Annotated in this window: 13 protein-coding genes; all 13 read left to right on the forward strand. The window is 67.6% G+C overall.

The features are described 5' to 3' along the window. Positions 1-311: 311 nt before the first annotated feature. Positions 312-3,275 (forward strand): TonB-dependent receptor, encoded by a 2,964-nt coding sequence (locus AC07YH_RS25565; protein WP_494749707.1) that lies wholly within the window; start codon positions 312-314, stop codon positions 3,273-3,275. 124 nt (positions 3,276-3,399) lie between these two features. Beyond that, on the forward strand, positions 3,400-4,470 hold the full coding sequence (locus AC07YH_RS25570; RefSeq protein WP_494749708.1) for a nucleoside hydrolase: 1,071 nt from the start codon (positions 3,400-3,402) through the stop codon (positions 4,468-4,470). Further along, a complete protein-coding gene (locus AC07YH_RS25575; protein ID WP_494749709.1) occupies positions 4,467-5,789 on the forward strand; it encodes an NCS2 family permease in 1,323 nt (440 codons plus the stop codon). Before AC07YH_RS25570 ends, AC07YH_RS25575 begins: the two co-directional genes overlap by 4 nt. Further along, on the forward strand, positions 5,789-6,919 hold the full coding sequence (gene add, locus AC07YH_RS25580; RefSeq protein WP_494749710.1) for an adenosine deaminase: 1,131 nt from the start codon (positions 5,789-5,791) through the stop codon (positions 6,917-6,919). The genes AC07YH_RS25575 and add overlap by 1 nt, the downstream gene beginning before the upstream one ends. Beyond that, the gene (locus AC07YH_RS25585; RefSeq protein WP_494749711.1) at positions 6,916-8,247 is read left to right on the forward strand and encodes an MmgE/PrpD family protein; all 1,332 of its coding nucleotides are present in this window, start codon (positions 6,916-6,918) and stop codon (positions 8,245-8,247) included. The genes add and AC07YH_RS25585 overlap by 4 nt, the downstream gene beginning before the upstream one ends. 66 nt (positions 8,248-8,313) lie before the next feature. Next, on the forward strand, positions 8,314-9,942 hold the full coding sequence (locus AC07YH_RS25590; RefSeq protein ID WP_494749712.1) for an ABC-F family ATP-binding cassette domain-containing protein: 1,629 nt from the start codon (positions 8,314-8,316) through the stop codon (positions 9,940-9,942). 376 nt (positions 9,943-10,318) lie between these two features. Next, positions 10,319-13,210, forward strand: a complete 2,892-nt coding sequence (locus tag AC07YH_RS25595) for a TonB-dependent receptor (RefSeq protein WP_494749713.1) — start codon at positions 10,319-10,321, stop codon at positions 13,208-13,210. 109 nt (positions 13,211-13,319) lie between these two features. Then, positions 13,320-16,268, forward strand: a complete 2,949-nt coding sequence (locus AC07YH_RS25600) for a glycosyl hydrolase 115 family protein (RefSeq protein ID WP_494749714.1) — start codon at positions 13,320-13,322, stop codon at positions 16,266-16,268. After that, positions 16,265-17,332, forward strand: a complete 1,068-nt coding sequence (locus tag AC07YH_RS25605) for a LacI family DNA-binding transcriptional regulator (RefSeq protein ID WP_494749715.1) — start codon at positions 16,265-16,267, stop codon at positions 17,330-17,332. Before AC07YH_RS25600 ends, AC07YH_RS25605 begins: the two co-directional genes overlap by 4 nt. Before the next feature lie 52 nt (positions 17,333-17,384). Then, positions 17,385-18,614 carry an MFS transporter gene (locus tag AC07YH_RS25610; RefSeq protein ID WP_494749719.1) on the forward strand — a complete coding sequence of 410 codons (1,230 nt, stop codon included), beginning with the start codon at positions 17,385-17,387 and terminating at the stop codon, positions 18,612-18,614. Continuing rightward, positions 18,611-19,840, forward strand: coding sequence for an SGNH/GDSL hydrolase family protein (locus AC07YH_RS25615; RefSeq protein ID WP_494749716.1), 1,230 nt, complete (start codon positions 18,611-18,613; stop codon positions 19,838-19,840). The genes AC07YH_RS25610 and AC07YH_RS25615 overlap by 4 nt, the downstream gene beginning before the upstream one ends. Before the next feature lie 84 nt (positions 19,841-19,924). Continuing rightward, on the forward strand, positions 19,925-20,503 hold the full coding sequence (locus AC07YH_RS25620; RefSeq protein WP_494749717.1) for an RNA polymerase sigma factor: 579 nt from the start codon (positions 19,925-19,927) through the stop codon (positions 20,501-20,503). After that, positions 20,496-21,092: FecR family protein (locus AC07YH_RS25625; protein ID WP_494749718.1), on the forward strand; the 597-nt coding region annotated here is incomplete at its 3' end. The genes AC07YH_RS25620 and AC07YH_RS25625, both read left to right, overlap by 8 nt.

The raw sequence follows: 21,092 nt of genomic DNA on the forward strand, positions 1-21,092 counted from the left end.
GCGGGGCAGCGTGGCGGTCGTCGGAGGGGGCACTGAGAGCTTCCAGCTAGACTGGATCGCGCCTTTGCGACGGCTATAAGCACGATCTATGACGAGATAATTACAAAGAATTTCCCTTTCTAAGGAGGCTCGCTAGCGTGGCTTCATCGCGCTTCCACCCAGCAGTATAAATATAGGGCAGGGAAGATCGAAGTCGCGCTCAGGGGAGTGCGGATTTTGATCATCTCTACTTATCGGGGTGAACAACAATAAATAGAAAAGGCTGGGGAGGGCTGTCGGCGAGGCGCGCCAACAACCAAGGGGGTTCTTCGATGTCGTCCTTTCCCGGTCCCGCGTTCGACGCGATCCACGTCCGCCGCAAGCGCGCGTCGTGGCTTGGCCTAGCCTCCACCGCCGTGCTGGCCGCCGTGGCCTGCGGCTCCGCCGCCAGCGCCCAGGAAGCGCCAGGCGACCAGGTCGAGGCCATCGTGGTCACCGGCTCGCGCATCAAGAGCCCCGACGCCACCAGCGTCAGCCCGGTCAGCACGATCGGCGACAAGGAAATCGCCCGGCGCGGCGTTGTGCGGGTCGAGGACCTGATCAACACCCTGCCACAAGCCTTCGCCGACCAGGGCAGCGGCAATCGCGGCGGTACGGTCGGCGCCAGCGGCACGGCGACCATCAATCTGCGTAACCTCGGCAACCAGCGGACCCTGGTCCTGATCGACGGACGTCGCCTGATGCAGGGCGATCCGGCCCGTTCGGCGGCCCAGGCGGCCGACATCAACAACATCCCGGCGGCCCTGATCCAGCGCATCGACGTCGTCACCGGCGGCGCCTCGGCGGTCTACGGCTCGGACGCTCTCGCTGGCGTCGTCAACTTCATGCTCAAGCGCGACTTCGACGGCGTGCAGGTGGACGCCCAGGGCGGCCTCTATTCTCACACCAACGGCAACGCGATCGCCTCGGTGGGGCGCGCTGCTGGCCAGACGCCGGCCTTCGGCCGCAGCTTCGACGGCGAGCAGCAGAGCTATTCGATCACGGCCGGCAAGAACTTCGCCGAGGGCCGCGGCAACGTCACGGGCTTCTTCAGCTACAAGCACATCGCCGGCGTCGGGACCAAGGACCGCGACTTCTCGACCTGCAACCTGTCGGCCACGGCGACCGGCTATGCCTGCTCGCTGTCCAGCGCCACCTACCCGGTGCAGTTCCAGCTGACCAACCCGACCACCGGCGCGACGCGCGGCAGCTACGCCCTGGAAGGCAATACGCTGCGCACCTATCGCACCACGGACGGCTTCAACAACGGCAACACCTACGACCTGCAGTCGCCCGACAAGCGCTACAATGCCGACCTGTTCACCCGCTACCAGTTCTCGGACAAGGTCGAGGCCTATGGCGAGCTGATGTACATGCGCGACGAGGCGGACATCAAGCTGTCGCCCACCGCCGTGTTCACGGTCTCCGAGCGCATCAACTGCAACAACCCGCTGATGTCGGCCCAGGAAAAGAACCTGATCTGCACCTCGGTCGGTTTGTCCGACGCGCAGAGCGCCAATGTCATCGTCTCGCAGCGCAACGCCCTGGGCGGCTCGCGTCACGATTATACCGATCACACCTCGTATCGCGGCGTAGCGGGCCTGCGCGGCGATCTGAACTCGCACTGGCGCTATGACGTCTACGCCCAGTACGGCCGCACCGACTACAGCTCGCGCCTGACCGGCGACTACTCGCTGGCCAAGTTCGCCAAGGCCCTGCGCGCGGTGACCGACAGCAGCGGCAAGGTCGTCTGCGAGTCCGTGGCCAACGGGACCGATCCGTCGTGCGTGCCGATCAACCTGTTCCAGGTCGACGCCATCACCCCGGCGGCGCTGAACTATGTGCAGAACGTCGTCTATCGCGACGGCTACACCGAAGAGAGCATCCTCAGCGGCGCCCTGATCGGCGATCTGGGCATCACGAGCCCGCTGGCGTCCTATCCGATCGGCGTGGCCATCGGCGCCGAGTACCGCAAGGAAAAGATCAGCTTCCAACCGGACAGCTTCTACAGCAGCCGCGACGTGGCGGGGAACTCGGGCGGCGAATTCCCGATCGCCGGCTCGTTCGACGTGAAAGAAGTCTACGGCGAGATCCGCGTGCCGCTGGTCGAGAACAAACCGTTCTTCAAGAGCCTGTCGGTCGAGGGCGGCGTCCGCTACTCCGACTACAGCACCGCCGGCGACACCTGGGCCTACAAGGGCGGCGGCGAGTGGGCCCCGATCAGCGACGTGCGCCTGCGCGCCAGCTATCAGCGCGCCGTCCGCGCGCCCAACCTGGTCGAGCTGTTCGGTCCCCAGCGCGTCGTGACCGCGGCGATCACCGATCCCTGCGAAGGCGCGACGCCACGCGCCACCGCCGCCCAGTGCGCGCTGTCGGGCGTCACCGCGCTGCAGTACGGCAGCATCGCTCCGGCGGCTGGCCAACAGTCGGGCGCCATGGTCGGCGGCAATCCGAACCTGGATCCCGAGACCTCGAACACCAAGTCGTTCGGCGTCCAGTTCACCCCGCGCTTCCTGCAGGGCCTGAGCATCTCGATCGATTATTTCGACATCGACGTGAAGAAGCTGATCACCACGGTGCCGGCCAGCATCGAACTGGGCCAGTGCATCAACGCCGGCATCGCCTGCGACCTGATCAAGCGCAACCCGGCCACCGGTTCGCTGGTGACCAGCGGCTATGTGGTCACCACCAGCGTCAACGCCGGCTACCTGAAGACCAAGGGCTTGGACTTCGCGGCCAGCTATGCGCACAACCTGCCTGAGCTGTTCGGCCACGACATGGGTCGCCTGGGTCTGAACTTCGCGGGCACCAAGACCGACAAGTACGAGGTCCAGATCCTGCCGGGCCTGGCTCCGTATCGCTGCGATGGCTATTTCGGCGTCACCTGCGGCCAGCCGATCCCCGAATGGCGTCACCGCCTGGTGGCCGACTGGACCTCGCGCGGCGGGATCAACATCTCGACCACCTGGCGCTACATCGGCGGCACGAAGAACGACAAGTCCAGCACCTCGATCTACCTGACGGGCGCCTACCAGCCCTACGATCTGAAGATGCCCAGCGTCAGCTATGTCGACTTCGCGGCCTCGGCCAATGTCACCGAGAAGGTCACCCTGCGCCTGGGCGTCAACAACGCCTTCGACAAGGATCCGCCGGTGACCGCCAGCACGGGCGGCCAGACCTCGAACGGAGCCTTCTTCGCGGGGATGTACGACTCGCTGGGTCGCTACATCTTCGTCGGCGCCACCGCCCGCTTCTGATCACGTCCCTTTCGATCCAGACGAGGGAGGGGCGTTCTTCCTCCCCCGTCCAGGCCAAGGATCTCTCCCAATGCTGCCCTGTCGCTTCCCCCCTTATTTGCGCCATGCAGCCCTTGGCCTGGCGGTGCTGCTCGCGAGCCAGTCGCTCGCGAGCAGCGCATCCGCCCAGACATCTCCGCCCGCCAAGGCGAGCGCGGAGAAGGTCCAGATCTTCTTCGACAACGACTTCCTGGGTCCGGGCCAGAGCAACATCCAGTCGCTGATCCCGCTGCTGCGGGATGACCGGGTCAAGCTGCTGGGCATCGGCGTCGTCACTGGCGACGCATGGCTGAAGGAAGAGGCCGCCCACGCGCTGCGCTTCCTGGAGATCGCCAAGCGCACCGATCCGCCTGTCCACCTCGGCGCGCAGATGCCGCTGATCCGCACCCAGGCCGAGATGGCCAACTGGGAGGCGCGCTATGGCAAGGTGCCTTTCAAGGGCGCCTGGAGCACGCCGCGTCCGGGGCGCACCTATCACCCGCAGGACCCTGACCTGATCCCGCCGATGCCCGAGGGCGAGCCCAAGCTCAAGGCCTCCGACGAGGACGCCGTCCACGCGCTGATCCGCAACGTGCGCGCCCACCCGGGCGAGGTGACGATCGTCAGCGCCGGACCGCTGACCAACATCGCCCTGGCCCTGCGCATCGCGCCCGACATCGCGACCTCGGCCAAGGAGATCGTCATCGAGCCGGGCAAGCTGGACACCGCCGTGGCGCGGGTGACCGGCAATACCGACTACGCCACCGACTTCAACTTCCTCTTCGATCCGGAGGCCGCGCACATCGTGCTGACCGCGCCATGGAAGAAGATCACCGTGATGGGCAACGTCACCGCCGCGGCCAAGGCGACGCAGGAGGTGGTCGATCGCATCGGCGCGGCCGGTACGCCGGTGGCGACCTATTTCAAGACTTACGCTCGCATCGGCCAGCCGCTGTGGGATGAGATCACCGTCGCCGTCGCCATCGACCGTTCGCTGGTCACCGAAGAGCTGGTGGCGCGGATGGACGTCGACACCTTCGCCGGTCCTTCCTACGGCCAGCCCGTCGTCTGGAAGTCGGACATGGCCCCCAACGCCGGCGAGCGTGATGTCCACATCGTGCGGGCCATCGATGTGCCGCGCTTCCTCGAAACCTTCGTCGTGCAGGCCTCCAAATGAGCCGGCTGCACGCGCTTCTTGATCGTCGCTTCGCCCTGAGCGCTCGCGACACCACGGTGAGCCGCGAGCTGATGGCGGGCCTGACCAGCTTCCTGGCGGCCGCCTATCTGATCGTCGTGATCCCGTCGCTGCTATCGACCGGCGGCATGGATCGGGGCGCGGCCACGACGGCGGCGATCCTGGTGATGGCGGTGGGCAGCATCGCCATGGGCGTCTACGCGAACCTGCCGTTCATCGTCGGGCCGGGCATCGGCGGCTCGGTGATCCTGGGTGTGACCCTGGCCCATACCGAGCACGTGCCGTTCGCCACGGGCCTGGCCATCGCCATGACCTCGGGCCTGCTGTTCATGGTCCTGACCCTGACCGGCGCGCGCGAGCTGGTGGTCAAGATGATCCCGCCGCAGATCAAGCTGGGGCTGGGCGCGTCGATCGGCCTGTTCATCGCCATGCTGGGCTGCCGCGACGCCGGCATGGTGGCGGTCAACGCCAAGACCATGGCCCTGAAGCTGGGTGACTTCTCCCAGCCCGGACCCGTGGTCGCCCTGATCGGCCTGGCCGTCGCCCTGGCGCTGCAGGCGCGGAAAATCCCCGGCGCGGTGCTGGCCGGCATCGCCGCCGCCGCCCTCGCGGGCATCCCGCTGGGCCTGACCAAGCTGCCGCCAAGCCTGTTCTCGCTGCCCCACAGCCTCGCGCCCGTCGCCCTGCACGTCGACTTCGTCGGCGCGTTCAGCCTGGCGGCGCTGCCTTACGTCTTCGCCTTCTTCGCCGGCGAGTTCTTCTCGACCCTGGGCACCACCCTGGCCATCGGCGCCAAGGCCGGCCTGACCGACGCCGATGGCAACCTGCCGGGCATCGAGCGGCCGTTCCTGGTCGACTCCTTCGCCGCCGCCGTGGGGCCGCTGATCGGCATCCCGGCTGGCACCGCCCTGGTCGAGTCCGCCGCGGGCGTCGAGGCCGGAGGCCGTACGGGCCTGACGCCGGTCACCGCCGCGCTGCTGTTCCTGGGCGCGCTGTGCCTGCTGCCTCTGGCCATGGCCATTCCCAAGCAGGCCACCGCGCCGGCCCTGATCCTGATCGGCGTGTCGATGCTGGGCACCATCCGCCATCTCCGCAGCGAGGCGGTCACCGATCTCTTCCCCGCCATGGCCATGGTGCTGCTGACCTTGATCTCCAACAGCTTCGGCACCGGCATCGCCGGCGGCCTGCTGGTCCACGTCATCGTCCAGGTGCTGGCCGGCAAGGCGCGCGAGATCCCGATCGGCCTGTTCATCCTGGCCATCCCGCTTGGCTATTACTTCTACACGGCCGCCACGCACTGATGACCGACACCGCCAAATCCATCGGAGCCGTCCCCGCGACCACGCTGGGACGCCAGACGACCGACGCCCAGCGCGCGGTGTTCCGCGTCATCCCCAAGGTCGAGCTGCACTGCCATCTGCTGGGGTCGGTGCGGCGCGAGACCTTCACCGAGATGGTCCGCCGTCGCGGCGCGCCGATCACCGAGGGCGAGATCGCCGCCTTCTATGAGCGCGGCGAGAAGCCAGTCGGCGTGCTGCGCGTGCTGCGGGCCCTGGAGCGCTACCTGCTGCTCGAGGCCGACGACTTCCGCCGGATCACCTACGAGTACCTGCAGGACGCCGCCAGCGAGGGCGTGCGCCACGCGGAGTTCTTCTGGAACCCGACCGCGACCGTCCGCGACACGGGCCTGGCCTATCGCGAGGCGCAGGCCGGAATTCTGGCGGGCATCCGCGAAGCGCGGGCCGACGCCGGCGTCAGCGGCCTGCTGATCCCCAGCATCGACCGCGAGGCCGAGGCCTCCAGCGCGCTGGAGATGGTCGAGCTGATGCTCGAATGTCGTGACCCCGCCGTGCCCGGGATCGGCATCGACTATCGCGAGAACGACCGTCCGCCCGAGCTCTTCCACGAGGCCTATGCCCTGGCGCGCCGCAACGGCCTGAAGGCTACGGCCCACGCTGGCGAGTTCGGCATGCCCTGGACCAATGTCCAGACCGCCGTTGACCTGCTGAAGGTCGATCGCGTCGATCACGGCTACACCATCGTCGACAATCCGGACCTGGCCCGGCGCTATGCCGAGCAAGGCCTGTTGTTCACGATCGTGCCGACCAACTCCTACTACCTGCGCACGCTGGAACCGGAGCGCTGGGCGGTCGATCACCCGATCCGCAAGATGTCGGAACTGGGCCTGAAGCTGCACCCCAACACCGACGATCCGACCCTGCATAACGTTACCCCCGGCGGCGCGTGGGAGCTGATGCACAGCCACCTCGGCTACGACATGGCCAACCTGCGCGCCATGATGCTGAACGGCGTGGACGGCTCCTGGGCCGATGATGACCAGAAGGCGGAATGGCGGGCGAATTGGCCGGCCGAGTTCGACGCGCTGGTCGCGACCACGATGTGGCCTGAACCGGCGGTCTTCCCCCGGTGATCGGGCTGACGGCGGCGATCATTCGCCAGAGCCGCGCGGCGGCGAGCGATATCCCCGCCGCGACGCTCGATATGGCCGGGCTCTGCATCCTCGACTGGTTCGGCCTGGCGCTCGGCGGGGCCGACGAGCCCGCGACGCGGCTGGTTCGCGAGGTGGCGCTCGTCGAGGGCGCGACGCCGGTCGCGTCGGCGGTGGGCGCGGGGAGGGCGTTCAGCGCACGCCAGGCGGCCCTGATCAACGGCGTCGCCGGTCACGCGCTGGACTATGACGACGTCAACCTGGCCATGCACGTCCACCCGACAGCGGTGATCCTGCCCGGACTGCTGGCCTTGGCCGAGGCCGAGGGGCTGTCGGGGCGCGCCGTCATCGAAGCCTTCGTCGTCGGCTACGAGGCCGCCGGCATGATCGGGACCTTGATCAGCAGCAGCCACTATGCGCGCGGGTTTCACGCGACCGGAACGATCGGCGCGTTCGGCGCGGCGGCGGCTAGCGCCTATCTGCTGGGGCTGGACGAGGAGGCCACGGCGCGCGCCTATGGCTTGGCCGGCTCGCAGGCGGCGGGGCTGAAGGCGCAGTTCGGCACGATGGCCAAGCCGCTGCACGCGGGCCGCGCGGCCGAGGCGGGCGTGATGTCCGCGCTTTGGGCGCGGGCTGGCGTCAGCGCCAGGGCGGACATCCTCGAACACCCCCGAGGCTTTGCCGCCACCCAGAGCGATGGCTTGCCGCCTGGTCCGCTGGTCTGGGACGGCTACGCCTTGGACAAGAACCTTTTCAAGCACCACGCTTCCTGTTTCGGCACCCACGGGACCCTGGAGGCGCTTGGCGCTCTTCGTCGCCAGGGCCTGCGGCCCGAGGCCGTGCGCGCCATCCGCCTGAAGGTCGACGCCGGCGCCGATGCGATGTGCAATATCGCCACGCCCTGGACCGGACTGGAGGCCAAGTTCAGCCTGCGCTTCAACGCCGCCCTGGCCGTCTGCGGGGCCGACACGTCGGATGTCGCCACCTATGCCGACGAGGCCATTCAGCGCGCGACGCTGGAAGCGATCCGGGCGATCACGACCGTCGATCTGGCGCCGGCCGGTTGGCCAGAGGATGTCACCGAGGTGACCGTCGAGACGCACGACGGCCGTGTCCTGGTCGCGCGTCACGACGTCTCCGAGCCTTCGGGGGATCTTGGCGTCCTACATCAGAAGTTGCGGTCGAAATTCCTGAACCTGACCGAGCCGCGCATGGGCTCACAACAGGCGGAGGACCTCATGGCTCGATTTGAGAGCTTCGCGATGCAAGGGGACCTGATCGCGATACTGGATGCAGCGACGGCTAACTGAACCGCGTGCGCCTGGTTCTCGCTCTAAGGCTGGCGTTCCGGCTCGGCGCGCGCTAGCAGACCGCGCATGATCCGCCTCGACAACATCTCCAAGCAAAACGGCCACCAGCTCCTGTTCATCGACGCTTCGATGGGCGTCCAGAAGGGGGAGAAGGCCGGGCTCGTCGGCCCGAACGGCGCCGGCAAGACGACGCTCTTCCGCATGATCACCGGCCAGGAGCGGCCCGACGACGGGCTGGTCGTGATCGATCCCGGCATGAAGATCGGCTATTTCAGCCAGGACGTCGGCGAGATGTCGGGCCAGAGCGCGGTCGCCGCGGTGATGGACGGCGTCGGTCCCGTCAGCGCTCTGGCCGCGGAGATGGCCACGCTGGAAGCGGCCATGGTCGATCCGGACCAGGCCGACCAGCTGGACACGATCATGGAGCGCTATGGCGAGGTGCTGGAGCGCTTCCAGGAGCTGGATGGCTATGCGCTGGAAGCGCGGGCGCGCGAGGTTCTGGCCGGTTTGAGCTTCAGCCAGGAACGCATGGACGGCGACGTCGGCATGCTGTCCGGCGGCTGGAAGATGCGTGTGGCGCTGGCCCGCATCCTGCTGATGCGGCCCGACGGCATGCTGCTGGACGAACCTTCCAACCACCTGGACCTGGAAAGCCTGATCTGGCTGGAGGCGTTCCTCAAGAACTACGACGGCGCGCTGCTCATGACATCGCACGATCGCGCCTTCATGAACCGCATCATCGGCAAGGTGGTCGAGATCGACGGCGGCCAGCTGGTCACCTATTCGGGCGATCTGGACTTCTACGACCAGCAGCGCGCGCTGGGCGAGGCGCAACGCCAGGCGCAGTACGAGCGCCAGCAGGCCATGCTGGCCAAGGAAATCAAGTTCATCGAGAAGTTCAAGGCGCGCGCGTCGCACGCCGCCCAGGTCCAGAGCCGGGTCAAGAAGCTCGACAAGATCGACCGCGTCGAAGCCCCGCGTCGTCGCCAGGCGGTGCAGTTCGAGTTCCAGAGCCCGCCGCGGTCGGGCGAAGACGTGATCAGCCTGCGCGGTGTCCGCAAAGGCTATGGCGACAAGCCGATCTATGACGGCCTGGACTTCCTGGTGCGCCGCAAGGAGCGTTGGTGCGTGCTGGGCGCGAACGGCGCCGGCAAGTCGACGCTGCTGAAGCTGGTGGCCGGCGACACCAAGCCCGACCAGGGCGCGGTCAATATCGGGGCCAGCGTCAAGATGGGCTATTTCGCCCAGCACTCGATGGACCTGCTGGAAGGCGAGGAGACGATCTTCGAATCCCTGGAGCGCTCGTTCCCGCAAGCGGGGCAGGGCGCGCTGCGCACCCTGGCGGGCTGCTTCGGTTTCTCCGGCGACGATGTCGAAAAGCCTTGCCGCGTGCTGTCCGGCGGCGAGAAGGCGCGTCTGGTCATGGCCAAGATGCTGTTCGATCCGCCGAACCTGCTGGTGCTGGACGAACCGACCAACCACTTGGACATGGCCACCAAGGAGATGCTGGTCGCGGCCCTGGCCGACTTCGAGGGCACCATGCTCTTCGTCTCGCACGACCGTCACTTCCTGGGGGCGCTGTCGAACCGCGTGCTGGAGCTGACGCCCGAGGGGGTCCACCAGTATGGCGGCGGCTATACCGAATATGTCGCCCGTACGGGCCAGGAAGCACCGGGCCTGCATCCGGGCGGATAAGGGGCGGGCCATTTCATTGGTCTGACCTCTTGACTGACAACCTATTGAGGGGCAGTCATGTGAACGTTCACTTAGTGCGAACGGCATGCACTCCGAACACCTCCTCCCTAGCGCCTACGCCGCTTCCCCGGCGTAGGCGTTTTTCTTTGCCCATTTGAGATCGCTGTATCGAGGCGAAGGTCCAGCAACCAAAGGTCGTTTGGTTGCGCCCGATGCCGCTATGTCGCCCTTGCTTGCAGTGCAATCTATAAGGTCTGACCTATAATAGTGGATTGACAGGCCAATTGGTCATACCTAGCGTCGTTATGTGAGCGCTCCCATTGTCATGGCGCTCGAGCAAGCGGCGGACAACGTCGCGACAAAGGGGAAGAAACCGATGGCTATTCGTTCAACCAGCGTGTCGCGGTCCTGGCTGCTGGGCGCAACCATCCTGGCCGGGCTCGGCTTCGCGGGGAGTGCCTTGGCGCAGGCCGCCACGCCGCCCGCCGCCGACGCGCAGGACTCGGCCGCCGTCGAAGAGATCGTCGTCACCGGCTATCGGGCCAGCCTGGCCAGCGCCGCCAACCTCAAGCGCAACGCCACCAACTTCACCGACTCGATCGTCGCCGAGGACATCGGCAAGTTCCCCGACCTCAACATCGCCGAGTCACTGCAGCGCATTCCGGGCGTCCAGCTGGGCCGCGACGTGACGGGCGAGGGCGTGCAGATCTCGGTCCGGGGCCTGGGTCCGTCCTTCACCAAGATCACCCTGGCCGGCGCTCAGATCGCCGTCGCCTCGGACGGCGCGCTGGACTCGGGCAGCTCCAACCGCGAGATCGACCTGGACCTCTTCCCGACCGAACTCTTCACCAAGCTGACGGTCAACAAGACCCCGACGGCCAGCCTGCTGGAAGGCGGCATCGCCGGCACCGTGAACCTGGCCAGCGCGCGCCCGTTCGATCGTCCCGGCCAGCACCTGAACATGTCGCTCGAGGCCGGCTATTCGGACGCCTCGCAGAAGGCCAGCCCGCGCGGCGCGGTCATCGCGTCGAAGACCTGGGACAAGTTCGGCATCCTGGTCGGCTTCGCCGGCGCCTCGCAGAAGTACCGCACCGACGGCTACGAGACGATCGGCTTCACCACGCCGAACCTGACCAATCCGGTCGTCGGCAACTGCACCGTGGCCACCTGCGACCGTCGCGGCCTGAACAACGGCGCGGGCGGCGGCGGCTTCAAGTTCGCCACCACTGTGCCGGCCAATACCGGTTTCGGCCTGACGCCCGGCGCGCCGCTGGACGTCTCGCAGACCAGCGGCCTCAGCTTCCAAGACCTGTCTAACACCCTGGTGCCGCGCCTGCCGCGCTACGCCTATATCGACGGCACGCGCGACCGCTTCTCGCTGATGGCCTCGGCCGAGTATCGCCCGAGCGACACCCTGAGCTTCGCGCTCGACACGCTGTACAGCCACTCCAAGCGCGACTTCAATCGCCTGGACATGAACCTGCTGGTCCGCAACGCGACTTCGATCGTGCCGATCGGCTGGCAGCGCGACAGCAACGGCGTGCTGACCAAGGGCACCTTCGCCAACGCCCAGATGTTCATCGAAGCGCGGCCGGTCAACGACAAGGTCGACTTCTACAGCTTCAATCCCAGCATGAAGTGGCAGCCGAACGACTGGTTCGAGCTGACCGGCCAGCTGAACTTCAATCGCAGCTTCTTCCTGCGCGACATGCCGTCCTACATCTTCGACACCGCCCCGAACTCGGGCCTGTCGGTGGTGTTCGACAACACCAAGGGCGGAGCGTTCCCGGTCCTGACGCCCAGCCGCGATCCCAACGATCCGAACCAGGCCTGGGTCACCGACTCCTATCGCATCCAGCGCGCCAAGCGCGTCACGCGGAACCAGGGGGCGCACTTCGACGCCAAGTTCGGCAATGACGACGCCAATATCCGCGTCGGCTACGCCTATGACGACACCGCCCGCGAGATCCTGGCCTTCGACAACAGCAACGCCGCCCAGGCCGCGGGCGTGGCCGCTATCCCCAACAGCGCCATCTCGCAATATCTGATGCCGGGCCCCTCGCGCCTGCTCAGCCTGGCGAATATCGCGCCGGGCATGGCTTCCTTCGTGCAGCCGAACTACGAGAAGCTGGAAGCGGCGATCCACACCCAGCAGCTGACGGACAATGCGCCGTTCTCGCTGACCGGCACCTCCAGCATCCCGTCGGGCTTCATCAGCGAGCGCACGCAAGGCGCCTATGTCGAGGCCAACGGCCGCACCGAGTTCATGGACCACCCGGTCAACTTCAACGCCGGCGTCCGCTACTTCCACACCGACCAGCGCATCTCGGGCCCGATCAGCATCAATGGCGTGATCAGCTTCCAGACCACCAAGCGCTCGTATGACGGCTTCCTGCCCTCGTTCAACGCCTCGGTGGGCCTGACCGACAAGCTGATCCTGCGTCTGGCCGGTTCGCGCACCATCACCCGCGCCAATCCGAACCTGATGCTGCCGGGCACCGCCTTCGCCGACGTCTCGGCCCAGGTCGCCTCGCAGGGCAATCCCGACCTGAAGCCCTACTATTCGAACAATGCCGACTTCGGCCTGGAATATTATCTGGGCGGCGCGGGCTACATCAGCGTCAACGCGTTCTCGAAGGACATCCAGGGCTTCACCCAGACTCGCCAGATCCAGGCGCCGTTCTCGACTCTGGGCATCCCGGTGTCGGCGTTGAGCAGCACGCAGCAGGCGACGGGCATCGGCCCCAACACGATCATCACGATCAACACCACGGCCAATGTCGACCAGAACCTGTCGATCCGCGGCGAGGAGTTCATCTATCAGCAGCCGCTGGACTTCATCACCAGCCGCCTGCCGGGCGGCCTGACGGGCTTCGGCGTCACCGCCAACTACACCCACATCGAGCAGGATTCGGCCGGCTCGGCGGCCATGGCGGTCGGCATCGCGCCGAACCTCTACACGCTGGGCGCCTACTACGAGGATCACGGCGTCTCGGTCCGCGTGAACTACACCTGGACCGAGGCCGCGGTGATCGCCATCGCGCCGCAGAACAACGTCAATGTCGCCAACATCCAGGGCGACCGTGGCCAGCTGGACATGTCGGCCAGCTATACGCCGCCGTGGATGGACAAGGCCTATCAGTTCACCTTCAACGCCGTGAACATCACCAACAAGCCGCTCACCACCTACTCCAGCTACGAGAGCGCGCCGTTCACCGTCTACTATCCGGGCCGTCAGTTCCTGGTCGGCGTCCGGGCCAAGTTCTAAGGGGCGGGGGGGGGGGGGGGGGGGGGGGCGGCGCGTTCAGGCGCGCCCCGCCTCGACCTGTTTGCGTAAGAAGAAAGCCGGCGGAGATCCGGTCGTCGGGAGACCGCCCATGCATCGTCAGATCCTCGCCGTCGTCGCACTGACGGCCGCTTCGCTGCTCGCCTCGGCCAGCCAGGCGGGGGAGCTGACCCTGTTCGACGGCCGCGCCGCGCCGGCCATCGTCTATGATGACACCAAGGCCGCGCCGCTGGGCAAGGCCGCCCAACTGCTGGCGCAGGACCTGACGGCCCTGACTGGCCAGGCTCCCGCCGTTTCCAAAAAGGCGACGAAGGGGCAGGGGCCGGTCGTGATCTTCGGCTTGGCCAAGTCGCCAGCCATCGCCGCCATCCTGAAGGCCAACCACATCGACGCCGCGCCGCTGGCCGGCCAGTGGGAGACCTACGGCCGCGCCCAGGTGAAGCTGGCCGACGGCCGCGACGCCCTGCTGATCTTCGGCTCGGACGAGCGCGGGACCATCTGGGGCGTGACGGACCTGTCGCGCGAACTGGGCGTCTCGCCCTGGGAGTGGTGGGCCGACGTCAAGATCCGCAAGGCCGATCACCTGGCCATCGACGGGGCCTTGCGTTTCTCCAAGACGCCCTCGGTCAAGTATCGCGGCATCTTCCTCAACGACGAGGAGTTTGGCCTCTATCCGTGGGCCTCCAAGACCCACGATCCCCAGCTGGGCGATGTCGGTCCCAAGACCTATGCCCGTGTCTACGAGCTGATGTGGCGACTGAAGGCCAACACCTTCTGGCCGGCCATGCGCGGCATCGAGAAGTCGTTCAACCAGGTGCCTGGCAACAACGAGGAAGCCGCCGCCTACGGCCTGGTCCGCGCCAGCTCGCACGCCGAGATGATCGCCCGCACGAACATCCGCGAGTGGGATGTCGAGACCATGGGCCCCTACAACATCTTCGAGAACCGCAAGGGCGTTCTGAACTACTGGCGCGAGGCCCTGCGCCGGTGGGGCAAGAACGAGAACATGTACACCGTGGGCATGCGCGGCATTGAGGATCGCCCGATGCAGGGCGCCAACACGCCCCAGGACCAGGCTCGCGCGCTGGAGAAGGTGTTCGCCGAGCAGCGCACCATGATCGGCGAGACGCTGAAGAAGCCGGTCGACCAGGTCCCGCAGGTGTTCACACCCTACAAGGAGGTGCTGCCCGCCTACGACTCCGGCCTGAAGGTGCCCGACGACGTCACCCTGAACTGGCCGGACGACAACTACGGCTACATCCGCCGCCTCAGCAACGCCAAGGAGCGGGCGCGGTCGGGCGGTTCGGGCATCTACTACCACATCTCGTACTGGGGCTATCCCATGTCGTACCTGTGGCTGGCCAACAACCATCCCGCCCTGATGTGGGAGGAGATGAACAAGGCCTACCAGTACGACGCCAAGCGGCTGTGGATCGTCAATGTCGGCGACATCAAGCCGGGCGAGTACCTGGCGCAGCTGTTCCTGGACATGGCCTTCGACAACGAGGTCTATCCGGACGTCGCCAGCGTCAAGGCGCACCTGACCCGCTGGGCCGGCGAGACCTTCGGCGCGGACAAGGGCGGTGAGATCGCCGACATCCTGTGGAAGCAGTACGATCTGGCCTTCACCCGCAATCCGGAATTCATGGGCTGGACCACCACCAAGCCGGTGACGGCGGTGCGCCAGACCGAGTTCAACATCGCCAGCTTCGGCGACGAGAACGGCCGTCGTCGCGCGGCCTATGGCGATCTTGAGGACCGCACCGAGACGCTGGCCAAGGCCCTGCCGGCCGACCGCCAGGACGCCTTCTACGAGCTGGTGAAATTCCCGATCGACATGGCCGCGGCCGTCAATCAGCGTGCGCTCGATCTGGACAAGTCGATCACCTACGCCTTCCAGCACCGCGCCAGCGCCGACGCTTATGGCCAGAGCGTGTTGGCCGCGCAGAAGAAGATCGAGGAGGGCGGCAAGGCCTTCAACGACACCATCGCCGGCGGCAAGTGGAAGGGCATGATGGGCATGGCCCCGCACAGCCTGCCTTTCTACAAGGCTCCGAACGCGCCGGCCTGGACCGGCGGCGAGGAGACGGGCTGCGCCGTGCAGTCCGAAGGCGGGTCGTTCTACGACGTGCAGGGGGCGATCCCCGGCGAATCCGAGTTCATGCGCAAGCTGCCGCACCTGCTGCGCTACGCCGCGCCCGAACTGCCGGCCTTCCATCCGGAACTGGGCGGCAGCCGCTATGTCGATCTCTTCGTGAAGAGCGGATCAACGACCGCGAACTGGACCGCCAGCGCCGACCAGCCCTGGATCAAGGTCAGTGAGGCGTCGGGCTCTCTGTCGGCCTCGGCCGGCCTGGAGCGTCGCCTGACGATCAGCATCGACTGGGCCACAGCGCCCAAGGACGCCGCCAAGGGCGTGGTCAATATCCGCTGCGGCGACGCGGCCTTTCCGATCCCGGTCAATGTGACCCTGACCGCACCAACCGCCGCCGGCGCTTCGTTCATCGAGGCCGACCGGATCGTGTCGATGTACGCCGCACACGCCGACGAGATCGGCCAGGGCTGGAGCGTGCTGGACGGCTTAGGACACACCGGTGCTGTGCTGCGCTCCGACATCCACATGAAGTCGGTCGACGGCCAGGACGCCGCCGCCGTGGCCGCCGCGCCCAAGGCCAGCTGGCGCTTCTCGACCGTCACCACCGACGATCCGGCGACCCTGAAGGTCATCGCCCTGCCGATCCTGCCGGTCACCTCGGAGAACCGGATGCGCGTCGCCGTGCAGGTCGATGACGGCCCGGTCCAGGTGCTGGACTTCACCGCGCCGGAGTTCAGCGGCCGTTGGCTGGAGCGCGTCCAGACCAACGCCGCGATCGAGACGGTGCAGAGCCTGAAACTGAAGCCCGGCGCCCACGTGGTGAGCGTCCGCGCCCTGGATCCCGGTTTCGCCCTGGATCGTCTGGAGCTTGCGTTCTTCGGCGCGGCGAAAGCGTATGGTCCCGTGCCGGAAACCAGAATCGCCACGGGGAAGGGCGCTCATTGACCAGGGATCGACGCGGCAAGGGGCCGACCATCATCGATGTCGGCGAGCGGGCCGGCGTTTCGCGCATGACCGTGTCGCGGGTGATCAACGGCGACCCCGGCGTCCGTGACAGCACGCGCCAGGCCGTTGATGCCGCGATCCGCGAGCTGGGTTACGCCCCGAACCTGACGGCCCGTAATCTGGCGACGGCGGGCGAGCTGCGCATTGGGGTGCTCTATTCCAATCCCAGCGCCGCCTTCATGAGCGACTTCCTGATCGGGGTGTTCGAGGAGGCGACCTCGGCCGGGGTCCGCCTGTTCCTGACCAAGGGTGAGAACGGCGCCGCGCCGGCTCTGGCCGACATCCAGCAGATGCTGAACAGCGGCGTGCAGGGCGTGGTCCTGGCCCCGCCCTTGGGCGAGTCCGCCATGGTGCGCGACCTCCTGCGTCAGGCGGGCCTGCCTGTGGCCGTGGTCGCCGCCGGCCGTCCGCCCGTGGACGCCATCAATGTGCGGATCGACGACCGCCAGGCCGCCCAGGCCATGGCCCAGCACCTGCTGGACCTGGGCCATCGTCGGATCGGTTTCATCGTCGGTAATCCCGACCAGAGCGCCAGCGCCGAGCGTCTGGAAGGAGCCCGCGCCGCCGTCGCGGCGGTGGAGGGCGCGGAGCTGATCCTGGCTCAAGGCACTTTCAGCTATGGCTCGGGCCTGCGGGCGGCCGAGTGGCTGCTGGACTCCGACACGCCGCCGACGGCTGTCTTCGCCAGCAATGACGACATGGCCGCCGCCACTGTTTCGGTGGCCCATCGCCGGCATCTGGACGTGCCGCGCGACCTGACCGTGGTCGGGTTCGACGACACGACCGTGGCCACCACCTTGTGGCCGCCCTTGACCACCGTGCGCCAGCCGGTGAGGCAGATGGCCGCCGTGGCCCTGGAGCGGCTGAACCGCGCGCTGCGGGCCGCCGAGGCAGCGCCGTCCGATCACGTCCTGCCCCACGCCCTGATCGAGCGCGATTCCACCGCGCCACCGCGCCGGAGCTCCTCGGCGGTCAAGCTCAAGACGGATGGTTCGCTTGTCTGAAGCCATCGCGCCGCGCGCGCAGGACGCCGTCCGCCGGATCACCCGCCGGCTGATGCCGCTGTTCTGCCTGATGTACCTGATCGCCTATATCGACCGGCAGAACGTGTCGTACGCCAAGCTGGACATGGTGCAGGCGCTTGGCCTTAGCGAAGCGGCGTATGGCCTTGGCGCGTCACTGTTTTTCATCGGCTACTTCCTGTTCGAGGCGCCGTCGAACCTGATCCTGGCCAAGGTGGGAGCACGGGTTTGGTTCGCGCGGATCATGTTCACCTGGGGGCTCGTCACCCTGGCCCTGGGCTTCACCCAGAACGCGACGATGTTCTACGTCCTCCGCTTCCTGCTGGGCGTGACCGAAGCCGGGTTCTTCCCCGGTGTGCTCTACGTCCTGACGCTTTGGTATCCGCAGGCTTTCCGCGCCCGGATGGTGGGCCTCTTCATGGTGGCCAGCGCGATCGCCAACGCCGTGGGCGCGGTGGTCGGCGGCGCCTTGCTGGACCTCGACGGCTTCGCCGGTCTGGCGGGCTGGCAGTGGGTATTCCTGGTCACCGGCGTGCCGGCCGTGCTGATGGCCCCGTACGTCCTCTGGAAGCTGCCCGACGGTCCGGCCAAGGCCAAGTGGCTGCCGGAAGAGGAGCGGGCGGCGCTGGAAGAGGTGCTGAACGCCGAGCGGGGCGGCGAAGTCGACGACCATCGCGGGGCCTGGAAGGCGATCTTCGACCCGCGCGTGCTGCTGCTGGCGGGGCTCTATATCGGCATGCCGCTGGGCGCCTACGGTCTGAGCTATTGGCTGCCGACCATCGTCAAGTCGTTCGGGGTCTCCAACACCGTCAACGGCCTGATCAACGTCATTCCCTGGACGCTGGTCGCCATCGCCCTGTGGCAGGTGCCCAAGCACGCGGCCAAGCACGGCGCCAGCGCCTGGCATGTCGCCGGTCCGACCCTGATCGCCGCGGCGGCTTTGATACTCAGCGTCCTCGTGCCCGGACCGGTCCTGAAGTTCGCCATGCTGTGCATCGCCGCGCCGGCCGTGTTCTCGGCCCAGCCGGTGTTCTGGAGCCTGCCGCCCAGCTTCCTCAGCGGACCCAGGGCCGCCGCCGGCATCGCGGCGATCAACGCCATCGGCAATCTCGGCGGTTTCTTCGCCCAGAACCTGGTGCCGATGGTCCGTGACGCCACCGGCAGCGACCTGGCCCCGATGGCGGCCCTGTCGGCCGTGCTGGTGCTGACCAGCGTGCTGATCTTCTACGCCATGGCCAAGCTGGAGAAGGCGAGGGCGGCATGAACCGCCGCGCGCTTCTGGCCTTTCTGGCGCTGCTCTGCGCCTCGCCGGCCACGGCCGCGCCGAAGTCCGTCTGGATCGGAACCTGGGCCTCGGCCCAGCAGCCGATCGAGCCCGCCGGTACGGCGCCGGACGTCGATCTCTCGGGCGTGACCTTGCGTCAGGTCGTACGGATCAGTGTCGGCGGCGACCGTGTGCGCCTGCGGCTGTCCAACGCCTTCGGGATCGCGCCGCTGACGCTGTCGGCGGTTCATGTGGCCCGCGCCATCGCACCGGGCTCCCCGCGCATCGACGCGAGCACCGACAGGGCCGTGACCTTCGCCGGGCGCGGGGACGTGGCCATTCCGGCCGGGGCCGACTACCTGTCCGACCCGATCGACCTGCCGGTCACGCCGCGCGCTGACCTGGCCATCTCCATCCGCTACGACGCGCCGCCCGCCCAACAGACCCAGCACTCGGCCTCGCATGCCACTTCCTGGACCCTGGCGGGCGACCATGTCGGAGAAGCGGACCTGCCCGGAGCCAAGGCCTTCGCCCATTGGCTGCAGATTTCGGGCGTCGAGGTGTCTTGGACCTCGGGCGGCGCCATCGTGGCCCTGGGCGACTCGATCACCGACGGCAGCTGGTCGACGACCGACGGCAACGACCGCTGGCCGGACGTGCTGGCGGCGCGGCTGCAGGCCGATCCGCACACTGCTGGTCTGGGCGTGTTGAACGTCGGCATCGGCGGCAACCGCGTTCTGCTGGACGGCCATGGCCCCAGCGCGCTGGCGCGCTTCGACCGCGATGTCCTAGCCCAGGCTGGGGCGCGCTACCTGATCGTGCTGGAAGGTGTCAACGACCTGGGGACCCTTACAAAGGCGCAGCCAGCAACGCCGCAAGCCCATGCCGATCTGGTGCGCCGCTTGATCGCCGCCTACGTCCAGATCGTCGCCCGCGCCCATCAGCACGGCCTGCGCGTCTACGGCGCCACCATCCTGCCGTTCGAGGGTTCGATCACCTACCACCCGGACGCGGCCAATGAGGCCGACCGCCAGGCCGTCAACGCCTGGATCCGGGCGCCCGGACACTTCGACAGCGTGATCGATTTCGACGCCGCGACCCGCGATCCGGCCAAGCCGGATCGTCTGCTGCCGGCCTACGATTCCGGCGACCATCTGCACCCGTCGCCTGCTGGCTACCGCGCCATGGGTCAGGCGATCGACCTGAAGCTCTTCGGCGCGAAGTAGTCTGAGGCAGGTCGCGATCGCGGCGTAATAAATCCGTCGCGTAATCGTGGTTTTCCAGGCCGCTTACCGCCAGACGGGGGCGTCGTGCAACTCAGTCCTGACGCGACCGTCGACTGGGTCGCCCTCCACATCCTGCCGCATGAAGGCTTCGTCCGCGCCTGGCTGACGCGAGTCACGCGCCGATCCAGCGAGGTCGACGACATCGTCCAGGAAGCCTATTGCCAGATCGCCGAGCTGGACACGGTCAGCCACATCCGCAGCGGCAAGGCCTATTTCCTGGCGACGGCGCGGTCGATCATGCTGCAACGCCTGCGCCGCGAGCGCGTGGTGCGGATCGAGACCATGACCGACTTCGACGCCCTGCGTCTGACGGACGACGAACCGTCACCCGAGCAGGTGACCGGCGCGCGGCGCGAGCTGGAGAGGGTGCTGGGCCTGATCGCGACCTTGCCGCCGATCTGCCGCCAGGTGATCGAGCTGCGCCGCATCCACGGCTTCTCGCAGAGGGAGACGGCGCGCCGGCTGGGGATCACGGAGTCCGTCGTGGAGAACAACACCATCCGAGGCCTCCGCACGATCCTGAAGGCGCTGGCCGAGGACGCAGCCGAGACCTCGACGGTCGAGGCCGCGTCCCGTCGGGCGCGGGAGAGCGCCCATGTCTGAGATCGACGCCAAGGCCGCTTCTTGGGTGGTGGCCCTCGACGCGGGCGAACTGGACGCCGCCCGGCGCGCCGAACTCGACGCCTGGATGACCGAGGACCGCCGCCATCGCGGCGCCTTGCTGCGCGCCCAGGCGGGTCTGCGGCTGATGGACCACGGGCAGGTGGTCAGCAAGATGCTGCCGCCGCCTCGGCGCGACGTCGGTCGGGCCGCGCGGATCCGCTCGCGTTGGGCCTGGGGTGTGGGCCTCTCGACGGCGGCGGGCCTGGCGGCCGCGGCGATCCTGTGGAGCGCGCCGGTCAGCGACTTCAAGACCGAGGTCGGCGAGCAGCGTCGCGTGGCCCTTCAGGACGGCTCGGTGGCGATGATCAACACCGACAGCCGCCTGCGCGTCCGGCTGGGCGGGCCCGAGCGCCGTATCACGATGCGCCAGGGCGAGGCTTGGTTCCAGGTCGCCAAGGACCACGTGCATCCATTCATCGTCGACGCCGGCCCCGTGCATGTGCGCGCCACCGGCACGGCCTTCTCGGTCCGCCGCCTGGCGGGGGGCGCCGAGGTCGTGGTCACCGAGGGGCGGGTGGTGGCCTGGCGG

Source organism: Caulobacter sp. GW456-12-1-14-TSB4 (assembly GCF_059424195.1).